The following is a 22,943-nucleotide window of genomic DNA, read 5'->3' as shown; positions in this document are numbered from 1 at the left end:
TGCCTGGTGGGAGAGCGCTCTTATGACTCGTCGCCGTTATGACTCGTCGGAGTCGTCGCGTCGAAGATCAACCGCCACCGAGGCAAAGCAGCCATCCGACAGATCCGTGGCCTCGGACGGGGCCTCCGATGCGGCCTTGATCTCGACCGAGGTCGCCAACACTTCAGAGGCGATGGTGTCCTTCTGGGACTTCACCATATCGACCTTGTCGTCGGGGACGTACATCGTCAACGCGATGCGGTCAGAAACGTTCAACCCTGCCTGTTTGCGCGCCTCCTGAATTCCGCGGATCCGGTCGGCCGCCCAGCCTTCGACTTCGAGTTCCGGCGTCATCGTGGTGTCGATGACCACCAGCCCCTCGGTTCCTTCGATTTCAGCAGTCGTGTCTGGGTTCACCGCAACAAGACGACGCGTGAATTCCTCGGGCTTGAGCTCAATACCGTCGGCACGAAGAACGTCTCCGTCAACGGTGTAGTCACCCGCCTTCACTGCCTTAATCGCCTTCTGGACATCCTTGCCCAGGCGGGGGCCGGCAACGCGAGCGTTGACAACCGCTTCAAATCGACCCACGGAATTAACGTCGTCGGTCAAGATGACATCCTTGACATTGACTTCATCGCGGATGATGTCCGCAAACGGCTCCAAGGACGACGAATGAGGCATCGCAACAGTCACCGACAGCAGTGGCAACCGGTTACGCAAGTGATGAGCCTTCCGCAACGACGAGGCCGCCGAGCACGCGGACCGCACACCATCCATCGCCTTGACCAGGTCAGGATCTGATGGGATTACATCCGACGAAGGCCAATCAACCAGATGCACCGAACGCCCACCAGTCAGGGCACGCCACAGCACCTCCGAGAGCATCGGCAAGAGTGGCGCAGTCACACGAGTCAACGTTTCAAGAACCGTATATAGAGTATTAAAGGCTTCCGGCTTGACGGTATCTCCAGCCCAGAAACGGTCGCGCGAACGGCGCACATACCAGTTCGTCAGAGCGTCACAGAACCAACGCACTCCATCCGTCGCACGCGCAACATCAGTATCGTCTAAAGCCTGCGTGACCTCGTCGATAGTGTCATGCAATTTAGCGAGGATATAACGGTCCAAAACATTCGACGACGACGTCGACCACTCTGCCGGTTTCGACGCATACAGAGCAAGGAATGAATACGCATTCCACATCGGAAGCATCGCCTGGCGCACACCCTCACGAATGCCTTCCTCAGTGACGATCAGGTTTCCACCGCGAAGAATCGGCGACGTCATTAAGAACCAGCGCATCGCATCCGATCCATCACGGTCGAACACTTCGTTGACGTTGGGATAGTTGCCCTTCGATTTCGACATTTTCAAGCCGTCATTACCCAACACAATTCCGTGAGCGACGACGCGTTTGAACGCTGGCCGATCAAACAGTGCGGTTGCTAAAACATGCATGTTATAAAACCATCCGCGTGTTTGGCCGGAGTACTCCACTACAAAATCCGCCGGAGCATGCTTTGCAAACCATTCCTGGTTCTCAAAGGGGTAATGAACCTGGGCGAAGGGCATCGACCCCGACTCAAACCAGCAGTCGAGAACTTCTGGCACACGGTGCATCGTCGACTTGCCCGTCGGATCGTCCGGGTTGGGGCGAGTCAGCTCGTCGATGTAAGGGCGGTGCAGCGACTCGGGGCGTGTCCCGAAATCTCGCTCGAGTTCGTCAAGTGAACCGTAGACGTCGACACGCGGATACTCCGGGTTATCCGAGACCCAAACGGGAATGGGCGATCCCCAGTACCGGTTTCGGGAGATGTTCCAATCCCGGGCACCTTCGAGCCATTTGCCGAATTGCCCGTCGCGAATATGCTCTGGGAGCCACTCAACTTTGTCGTGGTTGAGCTCGACCATGCGGTCGCGGAACTTCGTCACCGACACAAACCACGACGGTAACGCCATGTAGATCAGTGGCTGGCCCGACCGCCATGAGTGCGGATACGAGTGCTCGATCGTCTGGTGGCGCACGATACGCTTGGCCTTCTTTAAGTCCTTGATGATCTGCTTGTTCGCATCAAAGACCAGTTGGCCTTCATAATCCGGAACCTCAGACGTGAACTTCCCGTCAGCATCTACGGGGATAACCAGCGGGATATCAAACTGGTTCGTCGTGTTCATATCGTCTTCACCAAAAGCCGGAGCCTGGTGAACGATACCCGTACCATCTTCCGTCGTGACGTAATCCGCCGGGAGGATCTGGAACGAATTCGGATTATCTTTGAAGTAATCAAAGATCGGCTCATAGGTCAGGCCGACGAGGTCACTCCCCGGGTGAGTGGAGAGGACCTTATAGTCCTTACCCAGTTCTTTCTTGTAGGCGCCGACGAGGTCTTCGGCTAGCAGAACGCGTTGACCTTTGAACTCGTCAAGCCCGGTGCTGCCCACCTCAACCTCGACATAGGTCACATTCGGATTAACAGCCAACGCCAAGTTCGACGGCAGCGTCCACGGCGTCGTCGTCCAGGCAAAGGCCAAGGCGCCGACCAGACTGTCGTCGGCACTAGTCCCCTCTTTCACCCCGGTGATCGGGAATGTCACCGTAACTGTGGGATCCTGTCGCAACTTGTACGAATCGTCGAGACGAGTCTCCTGGTTCGACAGTGGCGTGTGCTCTGCCCACGAATACGGTAGGACACGGAACCCCTGATAGATGAGCCCTTTATCGTAGAGAGTCTTGAAGGCCCACATCACAGACTCCATGAAGTCGAGGTTCATGGTTTTGTAGCCATGCTCGAAATCGACCCACCGAGCCTGCCGGGTGACGTACGCCTTCCATTCCTCGGTGTACCGAAGGACAGACTTCGCGCAGTAGTCATTAAAGGCCTCGAGCCCCATCGACTCGATTTCGCCCTTGTCCTTGATGCCTAGTTGCTTTTCTGCCTCAAGCTCGGCGGGGAGACCGTGGCAGTCCCACCCAAAGACGCGGGCAACTTTCTTGCCGCGCATCGTTTGATACCGCGGGATGATGTCCTTGACGTACCCGGTGAGCAAGTGCCCGTAGTGGGGCAACCCATTCGCGAAGGGAGGGCCATCGTAGAAAACGTACTCCGGGGCACCATCGCGCTGGCTAATTGATTCTTCAAAGGTGCGATCTTTCTTCCAAAAATCCAGCACCTTTGGTTCCATATCGGCAAAGCGTGTAGATCCCTCTGCGAGATCGACACGCGGGTATGCGCCACCCGCAGGAGTCGCGTCCTCCGGGTTCCTGGGAGAATTAGATTTTGTCTCCGACGTCGACATGTTATCGGTCACCCTGGCTCCTCTTATCTAGGCTGTCATAACAACGAATGACGTAGCGGAGCCGATGGAACGGGCACCTGTGGAAGGCGAACCGCGCTTCATCGAGCTCAGCATTGCTCGGCCAGGGACGCTCACACGCGGTACCACCCTGATTGGATATGCTCTTACGATGCTCCGCACCACAGGAACGGAGCACGAACCATATCCCACTCATTAACGACGTTGACGGTGCCGAACCGCTCGGTTCTACTGGGGTACCACATCTACACTCTTACGGGCATCGACGCCACAGTGCAGTTCTGGAACCTGTTCTTCCGAGTCGCTCCCCGGAGATAGCCGGATCATAGCGGACGAACAAAACTATACGGGATTATCGATGATGCTAAAAATTTACAACCGGGAACGCGCGTTCGTTATTCCCCGTTCGCGGATTTACCGCTCTTCCCAGCGCGCTCTTTCCGTTTAACGATGATATCGATGATGACGATAAGAACTCCTATAGCTCCTACCACGATGCAGGCTATTGCCCACGCTTTTGATGCCAACACCAGGGCAAGAACGAGAAAGGCAAAAGCCACAACGGCTAGGAGCAGAGCTAATACGGTCATAACCACATCCTTTGTTTGTCACCAGCCTAGCAAATCCAAATAAGACAAAAATTAACCCACCGCGGGAAAGTAGCCCGCAGTGGGTCGACGAAAGAACGGGAATTACCTAGTCATTGGACTCGAGCTGGCCGGCGGGTGCCGCAGAACCACGTGAGTTCAAATCCTCCAACTGGGATTCGAGGAAGGTCTTCAGGCGGGTACGGTATTCGCGCTCGAAGGTGCGGAGCTCTTCGATACGAGCCTCCAGAGCTTCCTGCTGCTTCTTCACGGTGGTCATGATCTCCGCGTGCTTACGCTCGGCGTCGCTACGCAGCTGATCTGCCTTCTCCTGAGCCGACCGGACCTGAGCCTCCGACTGTGCGGTGGCGTCGGAAATCATCGTCTCCGACTTCTGCTTAGCATCTGCCACCATAGCCTCGGACTTCTGGCGAGCCTCGGCGATCATGGAGTCCGACTTCTGCTTAGCGTCATTGAGCTGGCTGGTGGAACGGGATTCCGCATCGGCCAGCGTGCGCTTCGAGGACTCGTCAGCGTCGGAAATGGTCTTGTTGGCTGCAGTACGAGCCTCATCCAGCATGGACTGAGATTCCTGACGGGCGTCGTTGGTGAGACGATCCGCCATCTCCTGAGCCAAGCTCAGGACGCGAGCTGCCTGCATATGAGTCTCTGCGGTGGCCTCGCCGGTCTCGCTGTCGGTATCGGAAACCGACGACACAGCCTGCGCGGGCTGTTGCGGCTGGCTTTGCTTCTCAGACTCGAAGCGAGCACGAGCATCTGCCTCAGCCTGCTTGCGAGCCTCAACCAAACGTGCTTCGTACTCAGCTTCCAGGTTCTGGCGAACTTTCTGCTCAATGTCTCGGCGGAGCGACTGTTCCAGTTCACTGCGGACCTGGCTCTCAATCTCCGCACGGAGAGCGGCCTCATCAACCGAGGACCCAGCACTTGGTGCCGATGCTGCAGACGATGAAGCAGCATCACGAGACTCTGTCGAATTGCTTTCTACGGCACTCTTGAGTTCAGAGTTTTCATCAAGCAGCTCACTGAGAGTGTCTTCGACAAGGTCGAGGAACTGGTCAACCTCATCCTCGTTGTAGCCACGCTTGCCGATCGGCGGCTTGCTGAACGCTACATTATGCACATCAGCGGGAGTCAGCTGCATGGAAATTCCCTTCACTTTCATACGGAACGCCAACCGCCGTCCACCATACGCGGTGGACTCGGATACCATCCCGAGTTTCTATCTGTCTCTGGAAACGCAGTTGTGAGATCTACTTTAACTTCATTGATAACGCTTTACACGTTACATCGCCGAGAAATGTTCTGATCACAACAGCCCCGGCAACCTCAGCAGCTCGTAGCTACTACCGATTAGCCGTTGCTATCTACTGCGACCCCAAAATATTCGATTAACGTCGTTAGTCTACCGCACTATAGCGCATATAGCGTATCAAGTGTCCCAATTTTTTCGCTAGTTTCACGAAAAGCGGGCCACTCGCGCGGAATTAGTACAAGCCGAACACGCCAGTCGGTCGAAATATCATCGCAATAACTTCCAGCGCGAAGAACAGAACGAGGACTGATAAATCCAGGCCCACGCCACCCCCAAGGTTGAGGGGAGGAATGAGTTTTCTCAAAGCTTTGACCGGCGGGTCTGTGACAACAAAGAAAGGCTCCGCGGCCAACGCAAACCACCGCGGAGGCCGCCAAGACCGGGAGAAACTGGCGATCATTTCAACGACGATCCTGACGATCAGGATGAAAGAGTAAATCCGCGCGATCGTATAGATAGTGAGCGAAAGAGCAGTCACACGTGTCCTTTACCGTATTAACAAATAATTTCGGTACAGAGTACCGGACGGACGGGGCTTAGAGAGAGTCGGGCTCTTTCAGCTGCTCTCTTTGTTCGTCATCCAGCCTGACGCCTTTCGGAATCAGCGCAAACTTGCGCGGAGTAAGTTTCTCGGTCCGCGCGTCGAGCGCAATCTGAATCCCTGCAGCGAAGTCGGCCACACGCTGCGCCTGGGACTTTTCCATCGCGGATACGTCGTAAACGACGATGTCGCCATTGCGGAACGCTTCCCCAATTTGGCGGGCTTGCCGGAACGAGGCCAGGGTTATCCGCACAATCTCGGGCTCACGAGGCGTCTCTGTCGTCGCACCCCGGGATTCCGGCGTCGACGAGGAATAATAACGGGATCCACCGTAGCTACTCCCTGAGCGATAACCATAGGAATCACGGGAATAAGAGTCGGCGTGGCGCTCACGCTCTACGGGGCGATCGTCGTAATCGTCGTAGTCCTCGTAATCATCGTCATAATAACTATCGCGTTTATAGTCTTCTACAGGCTGAAGGCCGAAGAATTCTTTTACTTTATCCATTGAGCCGGCCATAGTAAGGGTCCTTCCTCCGTTGATATGCTCACAAAGTTACTGGCCTAGAGCCAAGAATAGCTGTTCCGACACGCACAACTGTTGATCCGGCCGCAATCGCTTTTTCCAGATCGCCCGACATCCCGGCCGACAAACCCCCGCGACCACCGTGCTTCTGACGAATGGCCTCAGATAATTCAGCAGCGCGGGCAAAGACCTCTGCTGAATCATCATCCCGCGGCGGCACCACCATCAGCCCCTCGAGGGTGAGATAGTGCGACGAATTCACAGCGTCGGCGAGAGAATCGAGATCATCTTCCTTCGCTCCCCCTCGCGACGGATCACCGTCGGCGCTCCATTGAAGGAAAACTGGGAGCTGATCGGCGTTCTCATGCTGTGTGCTTACACGATCTCCCGCGTCCAAAGCGCGCTTCATTCCGTTATCGAGCCCATGAACAATTTTGAGGCGATCAACAGTGTGAACCCGGTGAGCCCACCGTGCAATGTGATTGGTCTTCTTCGACTGCACCTGACCGATCATGTCGATATAAAGACCCACCCCATTTTCGCCGAGCCGGTGGGCTTTATCACGCGCTTCCTGCTCGCGGTTTTCACCCACCACGATGACCCCACAGTCCGCTAACGCCTGGAGGTCCTCGTAGGGGTGAAACTTTGTGACCGGCAGTAACTCGATATCTTTAGGATCTCGCCCCGCTGACTCAGCTGCGCGTGCAATGCGACGGGATACCTCGTCAAGGCGGGACGACAACTCCGCTTTTCGCTCCTCGTAGGTAGCCATCACTAGCCCATTCCTTTCCAGCTACTCACATTATTTGCCTGCCAGAGAACTCTTTACTGGTCGGTCACTTGGGCGCTTGTCAGCGACGGCGACGCGATCTTATGTCCACGCCTCCGACGGCATCCACACTGCAGCCGCCTGCCTACCTGTCGTACCCTCACGCCTATACGAGAAGAACGTTGCGTCCTCGCTAATCGTGCACCGGGGATCCGCATCAATCGCCGTCACACCCATGCTCATCAATTGACGAACCAGCCCTCGTCGTAAATCGAGGCTCGGAGTTCCCCATTCCGTGGTGCTCGATGACCCGGGCAGGTGCTGCTCTACATCACGGACCATATCAGTGGGCACTTCGTATCGCTCTCCCGACGCGGCCGCGCCCATCAGTGCGTGCATGTGTGCCGGCTTGGCCCCGCAGCGGATCATCGTTTCCACCGTCGCTTTGACGATCCCGTTGCGCGCGCCCAATCGACCCGCGTGAACAGCGGCAACAATGCCGGACACGTCGTCGGAGAGGAGCAACGGCACACAGTCCGCAGTGAGCACGACCAAGGCTAAGTCACGTTCAGTCGTGACCATCGCGTCCGTTGCCTCGATTGGGCTTGTCATCGAACTATTAACGACGGTGACCGTCGGGGAATGAATCTGTTCCATGTAGAGAACACGATCCATGGGAAGACCCAGAACCTGAGCAAAGTGTTTGCGGTTCTCGGCGACGGCAGCTGGGTCATCGCCGACGTGATCGCCGAGATTGAATGATTCATAGGGCGCACGGGAAACCCCGCCGGCTCGCGTAGTCATGACTTTGCGAACGCGACGGGGTTCTGGAGTGGGATTATTAATCGTCACGCCATCCTTCTATTTCTTTACGACTTCTTTCCGATGACCCGGATTCTTCACGCTGGCCCGGATCGTTCTTAGGAGAAGGGCAGGTCCAGATCGTCATCATCGTCGTCATAGTCGTTACGGGAGTCATGCCCCCGCTGCGGCTGGGCTCCACCACGCTGCAGATCGGATTGCTCCTCAGAGAAGCTATGCCGGCTACCGGAAGTGAAAAGCCCGCGGTTTGCCTCGGACTGGTAGGAGCCACCGCTGCTCTGCGAACGCCCTGCAGATCCGTCGGACTGTCCATAAGGCTGCCGGGAGCCGCTCTCCCCTGAGCCACCGATCGGTTGCGATCCGGAGGACGCTCCGAAACCACGGTCCGCGGAGCTGTGCTCACGGCGCTGGAAGGAAGACGTCATCTGCTCACGAGCGCCCGCGGAACCCGACGATGAAGCACTCGCCGGCTGGCCGGAGAACACGTCGCGAGCATTCGATTCCCGTGGTGCAGGTGTCGTTTGGGAATTCGCCGGCTGGGCAGCATGAGCACCGCTCGACTGCTCGGTGCTGTCGTCAAACCCGGTAGCGATCACGGTGACTCGAACCTCGTCGCCGAGGTTTTCGTCGATAATCGTTCCGAAAATGATGTTGGCGTCGTCAGAGGCCAAGTTGGCAACGACATTGGCTGCATCATTGACCTCGAAGAGGCCGATGTCCGAGCCACCTGCGAAGGACAACAAGACACCGTGGGCGCCCTCCATGGTGTTTTCCAGCAGAGGGGAGCTAATGGCCAGTTCGGTAGCTTGAGCGGCACGCCCTTCGCCACGGGCAGCACCGATCCCCATCAAGGCTGAACCGGCATCCGACATGACTGAGCGAACGTCGGCAAAGTCAACGTTAATGACACCTGGGGTAGTAATCAGGTCGGTGATGCCTCGGACGCCATTGTGGAGAACTTCGTCAGCCTGGCGGAAGGCCTCCATCATGGAGACGTTCTTGTCGCCCATCTGAAGCAACCGGTCATTCGGGATGACAATCAACGTGTCACACACTTCGCGCAGAGCCTCGATGCCCTCAAGAGCCTGCTTTGTCCGGCGCGGCCCTTCGAAGGTAAATGGGCGGGTCACAACGCCGACGGTCAACGCGCCTTGCTTTTTCGCGATACTAGCGACCACCGGGGCAGCACCCGTTCCGGTTCCACCACCTTCGCCTGCAGTGACGAAGACCATATCTGCACCCTGCAGGGTGGATTCAATCTGGTCACGATGATCCTCGGCAGACTTCCGGCCTACCTCAGGATTAGCGCCAGCCCCCAGGCCACGAGTCGCTTCGCGGCCGATGTCAAGCTTGACGTCCGCGTCAGTGAACATAAGCGCCTGAGAGTCGGTGTTCACGGCGATGAACTCGACTCCCTTGAGGCCATCTTCAATCATGCGATTGACAGCGTTGACGCCGCCGCCGCCAACGCCAACCACTTTGATGATGGCGAGGTAGTTATCCGATGTCGTCATGGTTGTAGGGCTCGCCTTTCGTTACACGATCTGTCGCTATCGAACTGTACGGTCTGCGCAAAGACTACAGGATGTTGCCACCTTTATTGCAGAGGCGCAGCGGCCCGTAGCAAAGAATTTTATTTTTTACTTTTCTATAATGCTTGTGAACAGACCAAACACGTGGTGACTAATCCATTCGGCGTGTCGCAAGTCTAAACCTTAACTTTAGGATTTACCTGCAGTTATGGTTCACACTATTCCTTGACTGAGACCTGAGCCGGGTTGGAAACATCCCATACACGTCCTTCTCGCTGAAGCACGGCCTTCGTCGCTTCTGCTTTAGACGACGCATTATTACTCGTTCCCCATTTCACTGTTTTCTCGTCTTTGAAAACTAACGAAATATTATTTTCATTCTGGGCATCAATATGGTCAATATCGCCGACGATACCCGGCGCATGCTCGTGAACAGCCTGGGCGACGTGTGCCACCGCACGTGCGGTCTCCTCATCGGGAGAAGTGTTCCCATCCAGCTTCAACGCCCCGTCGGGATGAGGGGAAACGTCGAACTCTCGCCCGTTGTCGTCGAAAAGATGATCTCCATCATCATCCACATAAAACGCGACGGTTGCTTCCTTCACTGAAATCGAGATAGTCCGCGGCCATGAGCGCTCCACAGTAGCCTGAGTCACCCACGGCAGCCCGACAACATGTGACGCCGCAGAATGAGTATCAATTCGGGTCATATTCTGACCTTTGTGAATCCCGGAGGCGGCAATGATGTCCTCTTTCGACGTCTGCTCATTACCTTTCACGGAAAATGAGGACACGGTCAGGATAGGGGCGGTACGGAGAACCACCGCACCGACCACAAGGAGAAGCACGATGATGAGAGCTGCTCCCCACCACCGGCGTCGACGTCGGCGACGGCTCTCACCCTGTGATTCTTTACGGCCACCGGAATGAATAACACGTGAGTGCTCCCTCTCTTCGTCAGAGTCGACGGGGGGACCAAAGTTGTCGATGGGTACGCTGCGCCCCGGCTGTCTACCTTTAGCGCCAGCGTTTTTACGCGACGCTTTTCGTGAGCCTCTCACTAGTTCTTCCTACTTACCTCTCACCCAGGTCACGTTGTAACCTACTGCACCGGTTCATGCAATGCTGCAACAATTGGATCTGCCAGCATAGTCACCGTTCCTGCGCCCATAGTCAAGATGATGTCCCCCGGCCCAGCGATGCTACTCACCATGCGAGGAACCTCATCGACTCGATGGGCGGCGTGCGTCGGAATAGTCATCTGATCAATAATCAGGTCACTCGTCACTCCCGGAATGGGCTTTTCACGGGCACCGTAAATGTCCATCACGATGGCCTCGTCGGCAAGAGACAACGCGTCGGCAAACTCAGAAGCGAATTCCTCAGTTCGGGAATACATGTGGGGTTGGAAGACAACAATCACTCTGCGCTGGTGGCCTGCCACCGAGTCCATGGCCTGAATCTTTTCCCGCGCTGCGGTCAAGACCGCCCGTACTTCGGTCGGGTGATGAGCGTAATCGTCGTAAACAGATGCTCCCTCGTAATAACCATGCGCGATGGTCCCATGTGATTCGAACCGACGGCGCACGCCCTGGAAGCCGTTGACACCACTCACGGCACGCTCATGGTCAGCCCCGACGAGAACCGACGAGACAATTGCGGCGACAGCATTGAGAACCATGTGTTTCCCGGGGATATGCATCTCAACGCGGTGAGTGCTCGTTTCCGCCTCATTCTGGTCGCCACCCGAGTTGCCGGCCGACGCATGCGCGGGTACGGAAATACGGATCAGCGCATCCGTGCGGTCAGGCTTCGGGGTGATTTCTGTAATTTCCGCACCCACCGCGATCGATGGATGGCGCGTACACGCATCACTCGTTCCATACCCAATGACGTTTATTCTGTCCCCTTGCTGCACAATCCGCTCACCCAGTGCCGCAGCATGTGGATCATCCAGGCAAACCACCAAATATCCACCGTCGACGATGCGGTCCGCAAACTCATCGAAAACGTGAATATACGATTCTTCGGAACCATAAAAGTCAAGGTGATCCGCCTCAATGTTGGTCACCACCGCAACATTGGGTGAATAGGTCAGCAACGACGCGTCGGACTCATCGGCTTCAGCCACGAACACTGAGCCCGTTCCATGATGCGCATTCGTCCCGGTCGTGGAAAGCTGCCCACCTACGGCGAAACTGGGATCCATGCCTGCCTGTTGCAGCGCGATAACTGCCAGCGACGTCGTCGAGGTTTTTCCGTGGGTCCCGGCGATGAGCAAAGAGACGTGGTCGAGCAGGAGCGCGCCTAAAACGTCCGATCGAGTGACCACGGGGATTCCGCGTTCACGAGCGCCCACCAGTTCAGGATTGTCCTGGGGTATAGCAGCAAACGAGGTCACCACGCATGTCGGTGTATCGCCCGTTAAGTCCAGGTTCTCCGCCTTATGCTCCGTGGCGATCACGGCCCCGGCGGCTCGTAAAGCCAAGATGGTGAGCGAGTCTTTCATGTCCGACCCAGTGACCGTGTATCCGCGGTCTAACAAGATACGGGCCACCCCAGACATGCCGACACCACCGATGCCCACCATGTGGACGTGACGGAGTTCATCGGGGGTTATTGCATGGGCCGGGTTGACGCGTCGGGCATGGCGCTCCAAATGCATGGTGTGCCCAGCGTCCTTCGTCTGCCCGGTGGGTTCGTCGTTATGTGCCACTACTTTGCTCCTTGACTGTGAACAGGTAATTAGGGGAACAGATACATGGACGTCATCGAGCTGCTGAAATAACGCGTTGAGCTATGTCATCGGCGGCATTCGGGTTGCTGCTTTTGGCCGTTTGTTCCGCCATCACCGTTAAGACATCAGGATTCGTGATCATAGGTATCACCTTGTCGACGATGGTCTGGCTGGTGATGTTGTCGTCGTTAATGAGTATGGCCCCGGCGTTGTCCACGATGGGTTGAGCGTTCAACGCCTGCTCACCATTGCCATGCGGGAGTGGCACGTACACGGCCGGAAGTCCGACAGCGGACACTTCTGCGACGGTCATTGCCCCGGACCGACAGAGAATCATGTCTGCGGCGCTCAGTGCCAGGTCCATCCGCGAGATATAGGGGACGCCAATGTAGGGCGGAGTTCCATCCTGGTGATCAACGTCTATTGAGTTTTTCTTCCCATAGGCATGGAGTACCGAGACCCCCGCCTCACCGAGTTCGCGTGATGCGCCGGATACCGCGTTATTGATGGAGCGTGCCCCCTGGGACCCACCTGTGACCAGCAACACTGGCGCGTCAGGATCCAAACCGAAATACTCGCAAGCCTCTGCACGAAGTCCTGACCGATCGAGCGAGCTGATCTCTGACCGGACCGGAATCCCCACGATCTCCGCGGAAATACCTGATCCTTCAACGGCAGCTAGACCCTGCCCTCCTAAGCGAATTCCCAGCTTATTGGCCATGCCGGCTCGCGCATTCGCCTCATGCACGAAGAACGGGATGTGGAGGGATTTGGCCGCGAGATACGCGGGGGCCGACACATAGCCACCGAAACCGATAAGGACATCGGCGTTGACATCGCGCAAAATGTCTTTAGTTTGGTTGACCGCACGACGGACACGGTGTGGAACAGAAAAAAATGCTTTATTAATTTTGCGTGGGATCGGTACTGGGTCAATCATCCGCAGGTCATAACCACGTTCGGGAACGAGAGTTGCTTCGAGCCCCTTCGTCGTCCCTAATGCCGTGATCCGCGCAGAAGGCAGACTGCGACGAACCGCGTCGGCAACTGCCATCGCGGGCTCGATATGACCAGCAGTGCCACCACCAGCAACAACAACGGAAAACTCTCCGTCCGTATCCTGTGACCTCTTCATACACCCACCTCAGGAATAGCGCTACGCCGTCGACGTAGCCTCATTTGTGCCTTAAAAACGTGCCTCATTCATCTTAACGACGAGTCCCGTCGTCGAACGGCCCAAAGGAGCCATTCGTCGTACCGTAATCGGATTGATAAGTACGCCGACTGCCGTTTCGGGACCGCCGACGAGGCGCACGGTCATGGGCCCGTTCCCTTCGTTGGGTCGCGGATCCCGAGCCTGTCTCCCTATTGACCTCATTACGTCGGCTGCGGGGAGACCCGTTCCGACGAGTCACTGGCTCTCCGAATCTCTGGACCTCGTGGTGTCTGTCAGAGAGCGAGCCTCGGCGCGACGAACCCGAACGGCCACCGGATCTCCCTCGCACACCGGCAGTCTTCCGAGACCCGCTGCCATTGCGAGATCGTGGATCGTCTTCGTCAACCCACGGGCCTCGTCGCAGCGTTGAAGGATCAAATGCACGTGGTTCCGGGAAACCCAATAATTTATCGACGACGGGGCGACCATAGGTCTGCATCGACGACACTGTCTCGGGCTCATGTCGGGCGCAGTTAAGAAGCAACCCCATCGATATCAGCGTGATAATGGCCGACGTTCCACCGGATGAAATCAACGGCAGCTGAATACCGGTGACGGGAAGAAGCCCCGTCACGTACCCAATGTTGATAAACGCCTGAATCACAATGCCCGTGGTGACCGTCGCAGCCATGAGTCGAAGGAATGGATCGGCCTGGTTTAACGCGATTCGCATTCCCACCCAACCCAAGAGGGCGAAGAGAAGGATGACGATGCTGGCACCAAGGAATCCCATTTCTTCACCGACAACGGCAAAGATGAAGTCGTTTTTCGCCTCGGGGAGATAGAACCACTTGGCACGCGATTGGCCTAGACCTTGCCCCAGGAAAGAGCCGTCGCCCAACGACAAAAATCCCTGGTAGCTCTGGTACGCCGTGCCTTGTGTATTGGGGAATTTACCGAAAAGGGTTTCCCTAAACACTTCGACGCGGTTGGACCGATAGCCGGCCGTCAAGGTCAGGAGAACAGCGAGGCCCAAGCCCCCGGCGATGATCGTCGTCGTGACCCACTTGGGCACACCCACAAACCAAGCCAGAGCGAGGAAAACGATCATGACCGACGCGACCATCCCGAGGTCACGCTCAAGGGCAACGAGAACGATCACGAGCACCACAATCGCGGTGAAAAATCCCAGGACCTCGCGGATTGACCGCGCGTAGAGCGCCCGCTCGGACAGAACTGCAGAACCCCAGACCGCGATGGCTAGCTTGGCGACCTCTGACGGCTGAATCGTGACGGGCCCCAGGATGAGCCATGATTGGGATCCCATCTGCTGAAGACCAGTTCCCAGACCTGGAATCAGAACCAAGATCAGCAGAATGACCGCAAGGCCCATAGCCCAGGGGGAAATTTTCTTAATAGTGGTTGGGGACATTCGGATAGCGAAATACAGACCGACGAGGCCGACCACAACCATTCCGGCTTGTTTGAAGAAATCCGTCCACACACTGTTGGAATCTGCCAGCGACGACGCCATCGAGCTAGACAGCACCATCAAGAGCCCCACACCGGTCAGAATCGCTGTGATCGCGGCAAGGATGTAGTAGTCAAACTTCGGCGTTGATGTCGCAGCATCGATTTTGCCGACGACTCCTTCCCACCATGATCGCGCACGGCGGGACCTCGTTCCTTGGTCAGATTTCACTGTCACGATGCCTATCCTTCTGTACCGCGCCCGTAACGACGAGCAGCTTCGGCGAAGAGGTCGCCACGCTGGCTCATCCCCGTGTACATGTCCAAGCTAGCGGCAGCGGGCGCGAGAAGCACCGTGTCACCAGGTTGCGCCAACTTGGACGCCGCCTGGACGGCCTCGTTCATCGCGATCACTGGATCAGTCGACGTAATGACGGTCAACGGAATGCGGGGATGAACGGTAGCGAGGCTCTGGCGAATGATCTCTCTATCCTGCCCCAAAACAACGGCGGCCGAAATACGGTCGGCGTTCTTGTGAATGAGGTCATCAATCTGGGCACCTTTGAGCTGCCCACCAGCAATCCACACACATGACTCGACCGCGCTTAAAGCTGCATCTGTCGCGTGAGGATTGGTCGCCTTCGAGTTGTCGATCCACCGGATGTCTCCAGCTTCATAGACAACTTGTCCACGGTGCTTTTCCACGACGAAGGAAGACAGCGCTCGAGCTATTGCGTCCGGCTCCACACCCTGCGACCGGGCGATGGCCGTAGCCGCGAGCGCGTCCGCGACACCAGCCGGGCCGGGGGGAGAAATTCTTGTCGCATCCGCAATGTCCACGCCCTCTGAGTCGGCGGGGACGCATGCACGATCAACGATCCTGCCATCAATCACCCCAACTTGCCCTGCGCTGGGCTCACCCATCGTGAATTCAACAACACGACGAGCCGGAGTATCGCTGCCGGACGAGGTTGAGGAAAGCTCCATGTACCGCTCAACTTCACGACACACACGCTCATCGTCCGCATTGACCCCGATAACTGGCCCTCGGTACACCCGCGCTTTGTCTGCCGCGTAGGCGTCCATCGAGCCATGCCAATCAATATGGTCTTCTGCAAGGTTTAAGATGACACCGGCATCAGGAGTGAGCGTCGGCGACCAGTGAAGCTGGAAACTGGAGAGTTCCGCGACCATGACGCTGACCCGCGGAGTCTGCGTTAGCGCAGTCCCTACTGCCACCCCGATGTTCCCCACTGCTTCAGCAGCTGCCCCCGATTCAGCCATCATCGATGCGAGCATCGCCGTGGCTGTTGTTTTACCATTCGTCCCGGTGACGGCTAGCCAGGTGCGAGGTTCTCCAAAGCGACCGTCACGATCGGCACACCAGGCCAGTTCAACGTCACCGATCACCGGGATTCCTTGTGCCTGCGCATCGTGCAGCAAGGGCGTGTCTGGCCGCCATCCTGGCGACGTCACAATCAGTGAGGCTTCGTCGAGACGAGAATGAGCCTCCTCGACGGTCATCGCGGACCCGCCGTGGCGGTCTGCAAGCTCACTTGCTGCAGTGAAGTTGCTATCGATGATGCACACCGACCATCCGAGTTGTGTGGCTAGGTCAGCTGCGCCTCGACCCGATACCCCAGCACCAGCGATCCACACTGGGCCTTGAGGTTGAGGAAGATATGACGATGATGTCTGGACGTGAGACATAATGATGTTCTCTTTCCGTATGGGGTCTCGGGTTTGATTAGGTCCACCCTAACCAGTCAGCGTAAAACATACTCACCCCAGCGACCGCGAACATCGCGGTGAGCAGCCAAAAGCGGACGACCACAGTCGTTTCCGCCCAGCCTCCGTTTTCGAAGTGGTGGTGGATGGGTGCCATACGGAATGGCCGTTTACCTGTTGACCGGAAACTGACAACTTGAATAACAACGGAGATCGTTTCCGCGACGAACAAAGCGCCAATCACGATCATCAGCAATTCGGTCCGCGAGGTCACAGACAAGCCGGCAACGAGTCCACCCAGGGCCAACGATCCGGTGTCACCCATGAAGATTTTCGCCGGGGCCGCATTCCACCACAGGAAACCAAGGCACGCGCCCAATCCGCACGCTGCCAAAATGGAGAGGTCCAAGGGGTCCCGCACCTGGTAGCACGCAACCGACGCGTTAGAGGCACACGAGTTACGGAATTGCCAAAAGGTCATGATGGAATACGCGGCCATCACAATCGCAGTTGTTCCTGCAGCAAGGCCATCGAGACCGTCGGTAAGGTTCACGGCATTCGACCAGGCGGTCACCAAAATGTAGATGAACAGCAGGAATATGAGGGTCCCGATGATGCCGCCGCCAATTGCGATATCAAACGTATCGATATCGCGGACGAAGGATAGCTTCGTTGAGGCGGGCTTCAGGCCATGCTCATTGAGGAACAGGAGACACAGCACCCCGAAACCGATGGCGAGAACGGCTTGGCCCAGCAGCTTTCCTTTTTTGTTCAGGCCAAGGTTCCGCGCCTTCGCCAATTTGATGTAGTCATCAAGGAAACCGAGGAAGCCCATCCCCACTGTCAGGCCGAGAACTAACAGGCCTGACGCTGTGGGTTTGTAGCTCGACGGGGTAAACACAGAGGCGAGGTGCGCAAGAAAATACCCACCGACGATGGCGACGATGATGGCGATACCACCCATCGTGGGAGTTCCGCGCTTGCGCAAATGCGATCGCGGGCCTTCCTCACGAATTTCCTGCCCCAGGCCTTCGTCGGAAAAGCGACGAATCAAAATCGGGGTGAAAAGAATTGCAATAATAAAAGAAACGGCGCCGCCGATGATGATATGAACCATTACTCTCCGTTCCCTTCATCCTGACCGGACAAAAGCCCTTCCGCGACTCTCCACAGTCCATCTGAGTATGAAGCCTTGATGAGGACAACATCGTCTGGACGAACTAACGACCACACATTATCGACAGCTGCATCAACGTCGTCCACGTGGGTGACATCAACGCCCGAGTCCTTAGCTCCGTGCGCTAAAGCCCGCTGGTTAACACCATTGCCGACGACAACAACGTGGTTGATCTGATGTCGGCCCAGCTCTTCGCCGATCGAGTAGTGCTCGTCGGTGGCGGAGGCTCCCAGTTCGCCCATTTGTCCTAAGACTGCCCAAGATTGGGCATTCTCCCGCGCCTGAACAGTGGACGTCAATGCGGCGATTCCTGCCCGCATTGAGTCAGGGTTCGCGTTGTACGAATCGTTGATGATGGTCACTCCGTCACGCCGGTTGCGCACATCCATCCGATTGGCACTCGCCGCGGTGTGGTGCAACAGCGCAGTGGCGATCTCGTCGACGGACATCCCGACGGCACATCCCACGGCTGCGGCTGCGAGAGCATTCGCAACTTGGTGCTGCCCATAAACCTGCAGTTGTACGGGGGCGGACTCCCCCGTCGGCATTGTCAAGGTAAAGGACGCACGGGCGGAGCTATCGAGAACGACATCAGTGGCGGTGACAGCGTCGTGGTCATCGGCCGGGTTATCAGTGGCTTCGCCAGACTTCACCGAAAAAGTGATCACACGAGCCGAGGTCCGTGGTGCCATGCCCGATACCAAACGATCATCGGCGTTAAGTATGGCAACGCCACCGACGTCAGCCGACGGCAAGGCCTCGACGAGTTCACCTTTGGCTTGGGCAATGGCCTCGCGGGACCCAAATTCGCCTAAATGAGCCGTACCAACGTTAAGGACTGCACCAATCGTCGGGGGCGCAATCCGCGCTAAGTGAGCGATGTGGCCAATTCCGCGGGCGCTCATTTCGGCAACTAAGAATCGCGTCGATTCGGTACATCGCAAGGCGGTGTACGGGTGCCCAATTTCGTTATTGAAGGACCCGGGTGGTGCCACCGTCTCCCCTTGCGTCCGAAGAATCGTCGCAATCATGTCCTTTGTCGATGTTTTCCCGGCGGACCCCGTCACACCAATCACACGTAGGCCATGGTGAGCAACCAACTCGGTGACCGTGTGGTGGGCAAGCTTGCTGAGGGCAGCTAATGCCGCTTCGCCTTCCCCATCGCGGTCATATTCCAACGCAGTGGCATTGGTTTCCACGTGCTCAACGTGAGGAATGATGACGGCAGGTACACCCATATCACGTGATAGCAGGGCGAGAGTAGCGCCGTCTTTAATCGCTTGGGCGGCGAAATCGTGGCCATTGACTCGGGCACCCGGCAATGCCAGAAATACTGAACCAGGGGTAATCTTCCGCGAATCGAATTCGACGGGTCCTGGTACTACCGCGTCGGGGTCAGTATTGACAAGATATCCGCCGGTAATATCCGCGAGACGCCCCGCCGTCATGGGAATCATGGTTGGCTACCTCTTTCACTACGCCCGTACATGTGATGGCACATAACTACTTTTATTTCTCCACCGAGCTATTGAGTTTATCGTCGATGCTTCGCCGCGTTTCGACCCGATCGTCAAATGGATGAGTTGTATCACCAATCAGCTGACCAGTTTCATGACCTTTACCTGCGACAATAACTGCGTCACCGGGCTGGGCCCATTGGATCGCAGCACGGATCGCTTCTCTGCGATCACCGATCTCACGAATGGTAGGCCGATGCTCCGAACCCTCTGTTTTTACTTTATTGCGTAGTTCGTCTGCACCGTCAATACTTGCATGGTCAGCCACTTCCTTCGCCCCTGCCACTACTTGTTGGCGTATCGAGGCTGGATCTTCACTACGCGGATTATCATCGGTGACAATAACTAGATCACTACGTAGCGCTGCTTCACGTCCCATGATGGGGCGTTTCGAATGATCCCGATCTCCGCCGGCCCCGACGACCATGGCAATCCGGCCCCGCACATGTGCACGAAGCGTATCCAAGACGGCAGCGATCGCCCCCGGTTTATGGGCGTAATCCACGACGGCCATAAAATCCTGGCCACAATCAATACGTTCTAATCGGCCGGGCACGGTCACGGTCGAGAGCCCCTCAATGGCGTCCTCGGCTTTCATCCCGGTCTTCACGAGGAGCCCCATCGCCAGCATCGCATTAGCGACGTTAAAACGGCCGGGCATCGGTATATGTAGCGTCATTTCGTTCGCGCCGAAGCCGTACAGCTCGGCCGTCTGCACACCGTTATCCATGACGGAGGAAGGCCCAGCCCACACATCCGGCTGAAGCGATGCGTCATGTTCCGACGCAGCTTCCGTCGATACGGTGAAAGGATGAGGCAGCATCGTCGCTAATCTCTGCCCCCACGCATCATCAATGCATACGACGGCTGTCTCCGCATGCAGGGGCGAATCTTCCTTGAAAAGCCGCGCCTTCGTCTGGAAATAATCCTCCATCGTGGGGTGGAAATCGAGGTGATCCTGGGACAAATTAGTAAATCCCGCGACGGAGAAATGGGTTCCCAAAACACGACCCAACGCAATCGCGTGACTGGAAACCTCCATGACCACGTGCGTCACGCCTCGCTTTTTCATCATGGCGAAAAGTGCTTGAAGATTAGGGGCTTCGGGGGTGGTGAGAGTTGAAGGAACCTTCTCTCCATTAATCCTGGTACCCGTGGTACCGATCAGCCCGGTTGAAATGCCGTGATGAAGGAGGGCAGCTTCGACCATGTAACTCGTGGTGGTTTTCCCTGCTGTCCCGGTAATACCGATCACTGTCAAGTCGCGGGAAGGGTGATCATAAACAGCCGACGACACCGCCCCGAGCACGGCGCGAACATCATCAACGACGATAATCGGCAGGTCCTCACGCGCGACCTTTTCTACCCCGTCGTGATCGGTCAAGACGGCTGCTGCCGAGGAAGAGTCCGCAAATTGTGCGCCATGGACATGGAGCCCAGGCACCCCCGCAAAGAGCCCCCCCTCTGGCAAAGCCTGAGCATTAAGCCCAATATCCGTGACGACGAGGTCCGGGTCATCAGCCCGAATGAGGCGGCCACCCGATATTTCCGCAAGTTCTTGCAGCGTTGCCATGACAATCTCCTTGATCACGATCTAGACGGCGAAGGATATGCTTCCAACAGTAGAAATCTTGAGCTACCCTGCCTGCAACAAGAGGGTGTCACCTGGTTCTTTCGACGGCGGAACGTTGTAGCGGTTAAGCGCCCACGATGCGATGTCGTGGAACAGCGGCGCTGCCGACTGACCACCTTCACCATGAACACCACGGGCCGGGTTATTCAGCATGATGGCAACAACGAAGCGTGGGTCGTCGGCCGGGGCAATCCCGGCGAATGTGATCCAGTACTTCGAATTGGAATATGCACCGGTGTCCGGATCAACCTGCTGGGCTGTTCCGGTCTTACCTGCAATTTGATACCCATCGATGGCCGCGCCGGGTCCTGTGCCCTGCTGGTTTCCGCTGTCCCTCTGGACAACCCCGCGGAACATGTTGCGGACCGTTCGTGCCGTCTGGGCACTCACCACCCGCGTTTCACTGGGAGCGTCAGTGGACACTTCTTTGCCGTCGGGGTCTTTAATGCTCTTCACGATTCGGGGCTCGATACGCACCCCGTCATTGGCGATGGTTTGGTAGATGCTCGCCATCTGCAGGAGGGATGTTGAAAAGCCCTGGCCGATGGGGAGGTTCGCAAATGTACCGGCCGCCCACTGGGAGCGCGGAGGCAGAAATCCGCTGGTCTCGTTGGGCAGTTCGACTCCCGTTGCCTGTCCGATCCCGAATTTATTCAGGTAATTATTAAACGAATCTGGCCCGACCCGCTGCGCAAGCATCAAGGTCCCGACGTTGGACGACTTACTGAAAATACCTGTCGTGGTGTACGGAGTGACGCCGTGATCCCACGCATCCTTGACAGTGACGCCGGAGTCATTAATTGATCCCGGCACCTGCAGAACTTCGTCGGGAATGGTTTTCTTATCCTCAATCGATGCAGCTGCGGTAATAACCTTGCCGACCGATCCCGGTTCAAAGGGGTTGCTTATCGTCCGGTCACCGAACTGCTTGCCTTCTTTGAGCTGCTTCTCGATGTCTCCATTCGGGTCAATCGTTCCCGTCGTAGCCATGGACAATATGTGGCCTGACTTGGCGTCGAGCACCACCGCACTAGCATCCTCGGCACCGGAATTGGCTTTGGCTTGTTCCAGGCTCTGCTGCACGAAGGTCTGCATGTCGTTATCTAAGGTCAGCTGATAGCTATCGCCATCAATCGCTGGGTGCTCGTCCCGACGAGAACCAGGGATTGCCATCCCTTGGGCAGCAATATCGACGGTGTAGCTTCCGTTCGTCCCCTGGAGGTCAGAGTCCTGTGAGAGCTCCAGCCCGAATTGTCCCGATCCATCCTGGCTTATCTTGCCTAGAACATTTTCGCCGATAGCACCATTCGGGTATTGGCGGACATCTTGCCGCTCCGCAGTGATCTCTGGGTACTTCTTAACGATTTTTTCCGCTTTATCCGGATCCACGTTTCGCACCAGAACGGAATAATCATCATCGGAGGTTAATTTCTTTTCAATATCCTCCGACTTCACATCATCCGCTTTGTCGTCGTCACCAATCATCCGAGGGAGATCATCGGCAATATCCTTCATCCGCTGGTCAGGATCTGGATAACTATCGGGGTTAATCTCATGCCGCTTCTCCATGAAGCTGCGCAATTTGTTCGGATGTACGGATAGCAGTGACGATTCCATGGTGTAGGCAAGATCCTCACCGTTGGTGTCGGTGATAGTCCCTCGTCGAGCCGGTTCGGCGATTTTTACCCGACGCTGTTCTTGGGCCTGCGACGACAAGTTCGGACCGATGATCAGCTGGACCCATACAAGACGCAAAATAAGGACGATCAGTAAAGCGATGATGATCGCCCGAAGAAGATTGAGGCGCCGCATAGCCGCCTTGGCGCCTGTTATTAACGATGTCCCCGCCATGCTGTTACGTAGCGGTGCATCAGGAGAGATCCCAGTTCTGGGATTCCGGGGCCGACGAGATGAACTGTTACTCATGGATTCTCCGGTCCCCCTTCTCATGCCTCATTTACCTGATCACCACATATCTTCTACAGATTACTGCCGCCACCTCAAGGTGGGCGATGTTCCGCACTCACATCCGGAACCCTCGCAAAATAGTACACAAGCAACCTGACACATCCGGTTCACCTCACGCCGCCCAGCCTGACCTGCGACGATCCACAGTTC

Annotated in this window: 17 protein-coding genes; all 17 read right to left on the bottom strand. The window is 56.7% G+C overall.

Going from position 1 to position 22,943, the window contains the following annotated elements:
• Positions 1-36: 36 nt before the first annotated feature.
• The 17 genes from ileS to JMN36_RS06760 all read right to left on the bottom strand — a co-directional run bounded on the left by ileS (position 37) and on the right by JMN36_RS06760 (position 22,751).
• On the bottom strand, positions 37-3,279 hold the full coding sequence (ileS, locus tag JMN36_RS06840) for an isoleucine--tRNA ligase (protein ID WP_221924111.1): 3,243 nt from the start codon (positions 3,277-3,279) through the stop codon (positions 37-39).
• Positions 3,280-3,692: 413 nt separating this feature from the next.
• Positions 3,693-3,887, bottom strand: a complete 195-nt coding sequence (locus JMN36_RS06835) for a hypothetical protein (RefSeq protein WP_221924075.1) — start codon at positions 3,885-3,887, stop codon at positions 3,693-3,695.
• A 106-nt stretch (positions 3,888-3,993) separates the two neighbouring features.
• Positions 3,994-5,046 carry a DivIVA domain-containing protein gene (locus JMN36_RS06830; RefSeq protein WP_221924110.1) on the bottom strand — a complete coding sequence of 351 codons (1,053 nt, stop codon included), beginning with the start codon at positions 5,044-5,046 and terminating at the stop codon, positions 3,994-3,996.
• Positions 5,047-5,389: 343 nt separating this feature from the next.
• Positions 5,390-5,695 carry a YggT family protein gene (locus JMN36_RS06825; protein WP_046202993.1) on the bottom strand — a complete coding sequence of 102 codons (306 nt, stop codon included), beginning with the start codon at positions 5,693-5,695 and terminating at the stop codon, positions 5,390-5,392.
• Between the two features lie 58 nt (positions 5,696-5,753).
• A complete protein-coding gene (locus JMN36_RS06820) occupies positions 5,754-6,278 on the bottom strand; it encodes a cell division protein SepF (protein ID WP_221924074.1) in 525 nt (174 codons plus the stop codon).
• 28 nt (positions 6,279-6,306) lie between these two features.
• On the bottom strand, positions 6,307-7,056 hold the full coding sequence (locus JMN36_RS06815; RefSeq protein ID WP_221924109.1) for a YggS family pyridoxal phosphate-dependent enzyme: 750 nt from the start codon (positions 7,054-7,056) through the stop codon (positions 6,307-6,309).
• Between the two features lie 99 nt (positions 7,057-7,155).
• Positions 7,156-7,857: a peptidoglycan editing factor PgeF gene (pgeF, locus tag JMN36_RS06810; protein WP_221924108.1), complete on the bottom strand. Its 702-nt coding sequence runs from the start codon at positions 7,855-7,857 to the stop codon at positions 7,156-7,158.
• 116 nt (positions 7,858-7,973) lie between these two features.
• Entirely contained in the window at positions 7,974-9,389 is a 1,416-nt protein-coding gene (gene ftsZ / locus JMN36_RS06805; protein WP_221924073.1) for a cell division protein FtsZ, read from the bottom strand.
• Positions 9,390-9,625: 236 nt separating this feature from the next.
• Positions 9,626-10,468 (bottom strand): cell division protein FtsQ/DivIB, encoded by an 843-nt coding sequence (locus JMN36_RS06800; protein ID WP_221924072.1) that lies wholly within the window; start codon positions 10,466-10,468, stop codon positions 9,626-9,628.
• Positions 10,469-10,509: 41 nt separating this feature from the next.
• The gene (murC, locus tag JMN36_RS06795; protein WP_221924107.1) at positions 10,510-12,072 is read right to left on the bottom strand and encodes a UDP-N-acetylmuramate--L-alanine ligase; all 1,563 of its coding nucleotides are present in this window, start codon (positions 12,070-12,072) and stop codon (positions 10,510-10,512) included.
• A gap of 103 nt (positions 12,073-12,175) precedes the next feature.
• Positions 12,176-13,279 (bottom strand): undecaprenyldiphospho-muramoylpentapeptide beta-N-acetylglucosaminyltransferase, encoded by a 1,104-nt coding sequence (gene murG, locus JMN36_RS06790; protein WP_221924071.1) that lies wholly within the window; start codon positions 13,277-13,279, stop codon positions 12,176-12,178.
• A gap of 73 nt (positions 13,280-13,352) precedes the next feature.
• Positions 13,353-15,008, bottom strand: coding sequence for a putative lipid II flippase FtsW (gene ftsW / locus JMN36_RS06785; RefSeq protein WP_236881646.1), 1,656 nt, complete (start codon positions 15,006-15,008; stop codon positions 13,353-13,355).
• Between the two features lie 5 nt (positions 15,009-15,013).
• Positions 15,014-16,483: a UDP-N-acetylmuramoyl-L-alanine--D-glutamate ligase gene (gene murD, locus JMN36_RS06780; RefSeq protein WP_412728573.1), complete on the bottom strand. Its 1,470-nt coding sequence runs from the start codon at positions 16,481-16,483 to the stop codon at positions 15,014-15,016.
• Positions 16,484-16,517: 34 nt separating this feature from the next.
• Positions 16,518-17,615, bottom strand: a complete 1,098-nt coding sequence (mraY, locus tag JMN36_RS06775) for a phospho-N-acetylmuramoyl-pentapeptide-transferase (RefSeq protein WP_012731389.1) — start codon at positions 17,613-17,615, stop codon at positions 16,518-16,520.
• Positions 17,615-19,132, bottom strand: a complete 1,518-nt coding sequence (locus tag JMN36_RS06770) for a UDP-N-acetylmuramoyl-tripeptide--D-alanyl-D-alanine ligase (protein WP_221924069.1) — start codon at positions 19,130-19,132, stop codon at positions 17,615-17,617. Before JMN36_RS06770 ends, mraY begins: the two co-directional genes overlap by 1 nt.
• A 52-nt stretch (positions 19,133-19,184) precedes the next feature.
• Positions 19,185-20,765, bottom strand: coding sequence for a UDP-N-acetylmuramoyl-L-alanyl-D-glutamate--2,6-diaminopimelate ligase (locus JMN36_RS06765; protein ID WP_221924068.1), 1,581 nt, complete (start codon positions 20,763-20,765; stop codon positions 19,185-19,187).
• A 63-nt stretch (positions 20,766-20,828) separates the two neighbouring features.
• Positions 20,829-22,751 carry a peptidoglycan D,D-transpeptidase FtsI family protein gene (locus JMN36_RS06760; RefSeq protein ID WP_221924067.1) on the bottom strand — a complete coding sequence of 641 codons (1,923 nt, stop codon included), beginning with the start codon at positions 22,749-22,751 and terminating at the stop codon, positions 20,829-20,831.
• Positions 22,752-22,943 lie beyond the last annotated feature (192 nt).

Origin of the sequence: Corynebacterium pseudokroppenstedtii, from assembly GCF_019754945.1 — a bacterium.
Classification (GTDB): domain Bacteria; phylum Actinomycetota; class Actinomycetes; order Mycobacteriales; family Mycobacteriaceae; genus Corynebacterium; species Corynebacterium pseudokroppenstedtii.
This window is presented reverse-complemented; position numbering and strand designations above follow the sequence as displayed.

Excerpts from the sequence above, each read along its gene's own strand:
- ileS (WP_221924111.1), bottom strand. The coding sequence starts at position 3,279 with ATGTCGACGTCGGAGACAAAATCTAATTCTCCCAGGAACCCGGAGGAC.
- JMN36_RS06835 (WP_221924075.1), bottom strand. The coding sequence starts at position 3,887 with ATGACCGTATTAGCTCTGCTCCTAGCCGTTGTGGCTTTTGCCTTTCTC.
- JMN36_RS06830 (WP_221924110.1), bottom strand. The coding sequence starts at position 5,046 with ATGCAGCTGACTCCCGCTGATGTGCATAATGTAGCGTTCAGCAAGCCG.
- JMN36_RS06820 (WP_221924074.1), bottom strand. The coding sequence starts at position 6,278 with ATGGCCGGCTCAATGGATAAAGTAAAAGAATTCTTCGGCCTTCAGCCT.
- JMN36_RS06815 (WP_221924109.1), bottom strand. The coding sequence starts at position 7,056 with ATGGCTACCTACGAGGAGCGAAAAGCGGAGTTGTCGTCCCGCCTTGAC.
- pgeF (WP_221924108.1), bottom strand. The coding sequence starts at position 7,857 with ATGACTACGCGAGCCGGCGGGGTTTCCCGTGCGCCCTATGAATCATTC.
- ftsZ (WP_221924073.1), bottom strand. The coding sequence starts at position 9,389 with ATGACGACATCGGATAACTACCTCGCCATCATCAAAGTGGTTGGCGTT.
- murC (WP_221924107.1), bottom strand. The coding sequence starts at position 12,072 with ATGCATTTGGAGCGCCATGCCCGACGCGTCAACCCGGCCCATGCAATA.
- murG (WP_221924071.1), bottom strand. The coding sequence starts at position 13,279 with ATGAAGAGGTCACAGGATACGGACGGAGAGTTTTCCGTTGTTGTTGCT.
- mraY (WP_012731389.1), bottom strand. The coding sequence starts at position 17,615 with ATGGTTCATATCATCATCGGCGGCGCCGTTTCTTTTATTATTGCAATT.
- JMN36_RS06770 (WP_221924069.1), bottom strand. The coding sequence starts at position 19,132 with ATGATTCCCATGACGGCGGGGCGTCTCGCGGATATTACCGGCGGATAT.
- JMN36_RS06765 (WP_221924068.1), bottom strand. The coding sequence starts at position 20,765 with ATGGCAACGCTGCAAGAACTTGCGGAAATATCGGGTGGCCGCCTCATT.
- JMN36_RS06760 (WP_221924067.1), bottom strand. The coding sequence starts at position 22,751 with ATGAGTAACAGTTCATCTCGTCGGCCCCGGAATCCCAGAACTGGGATC.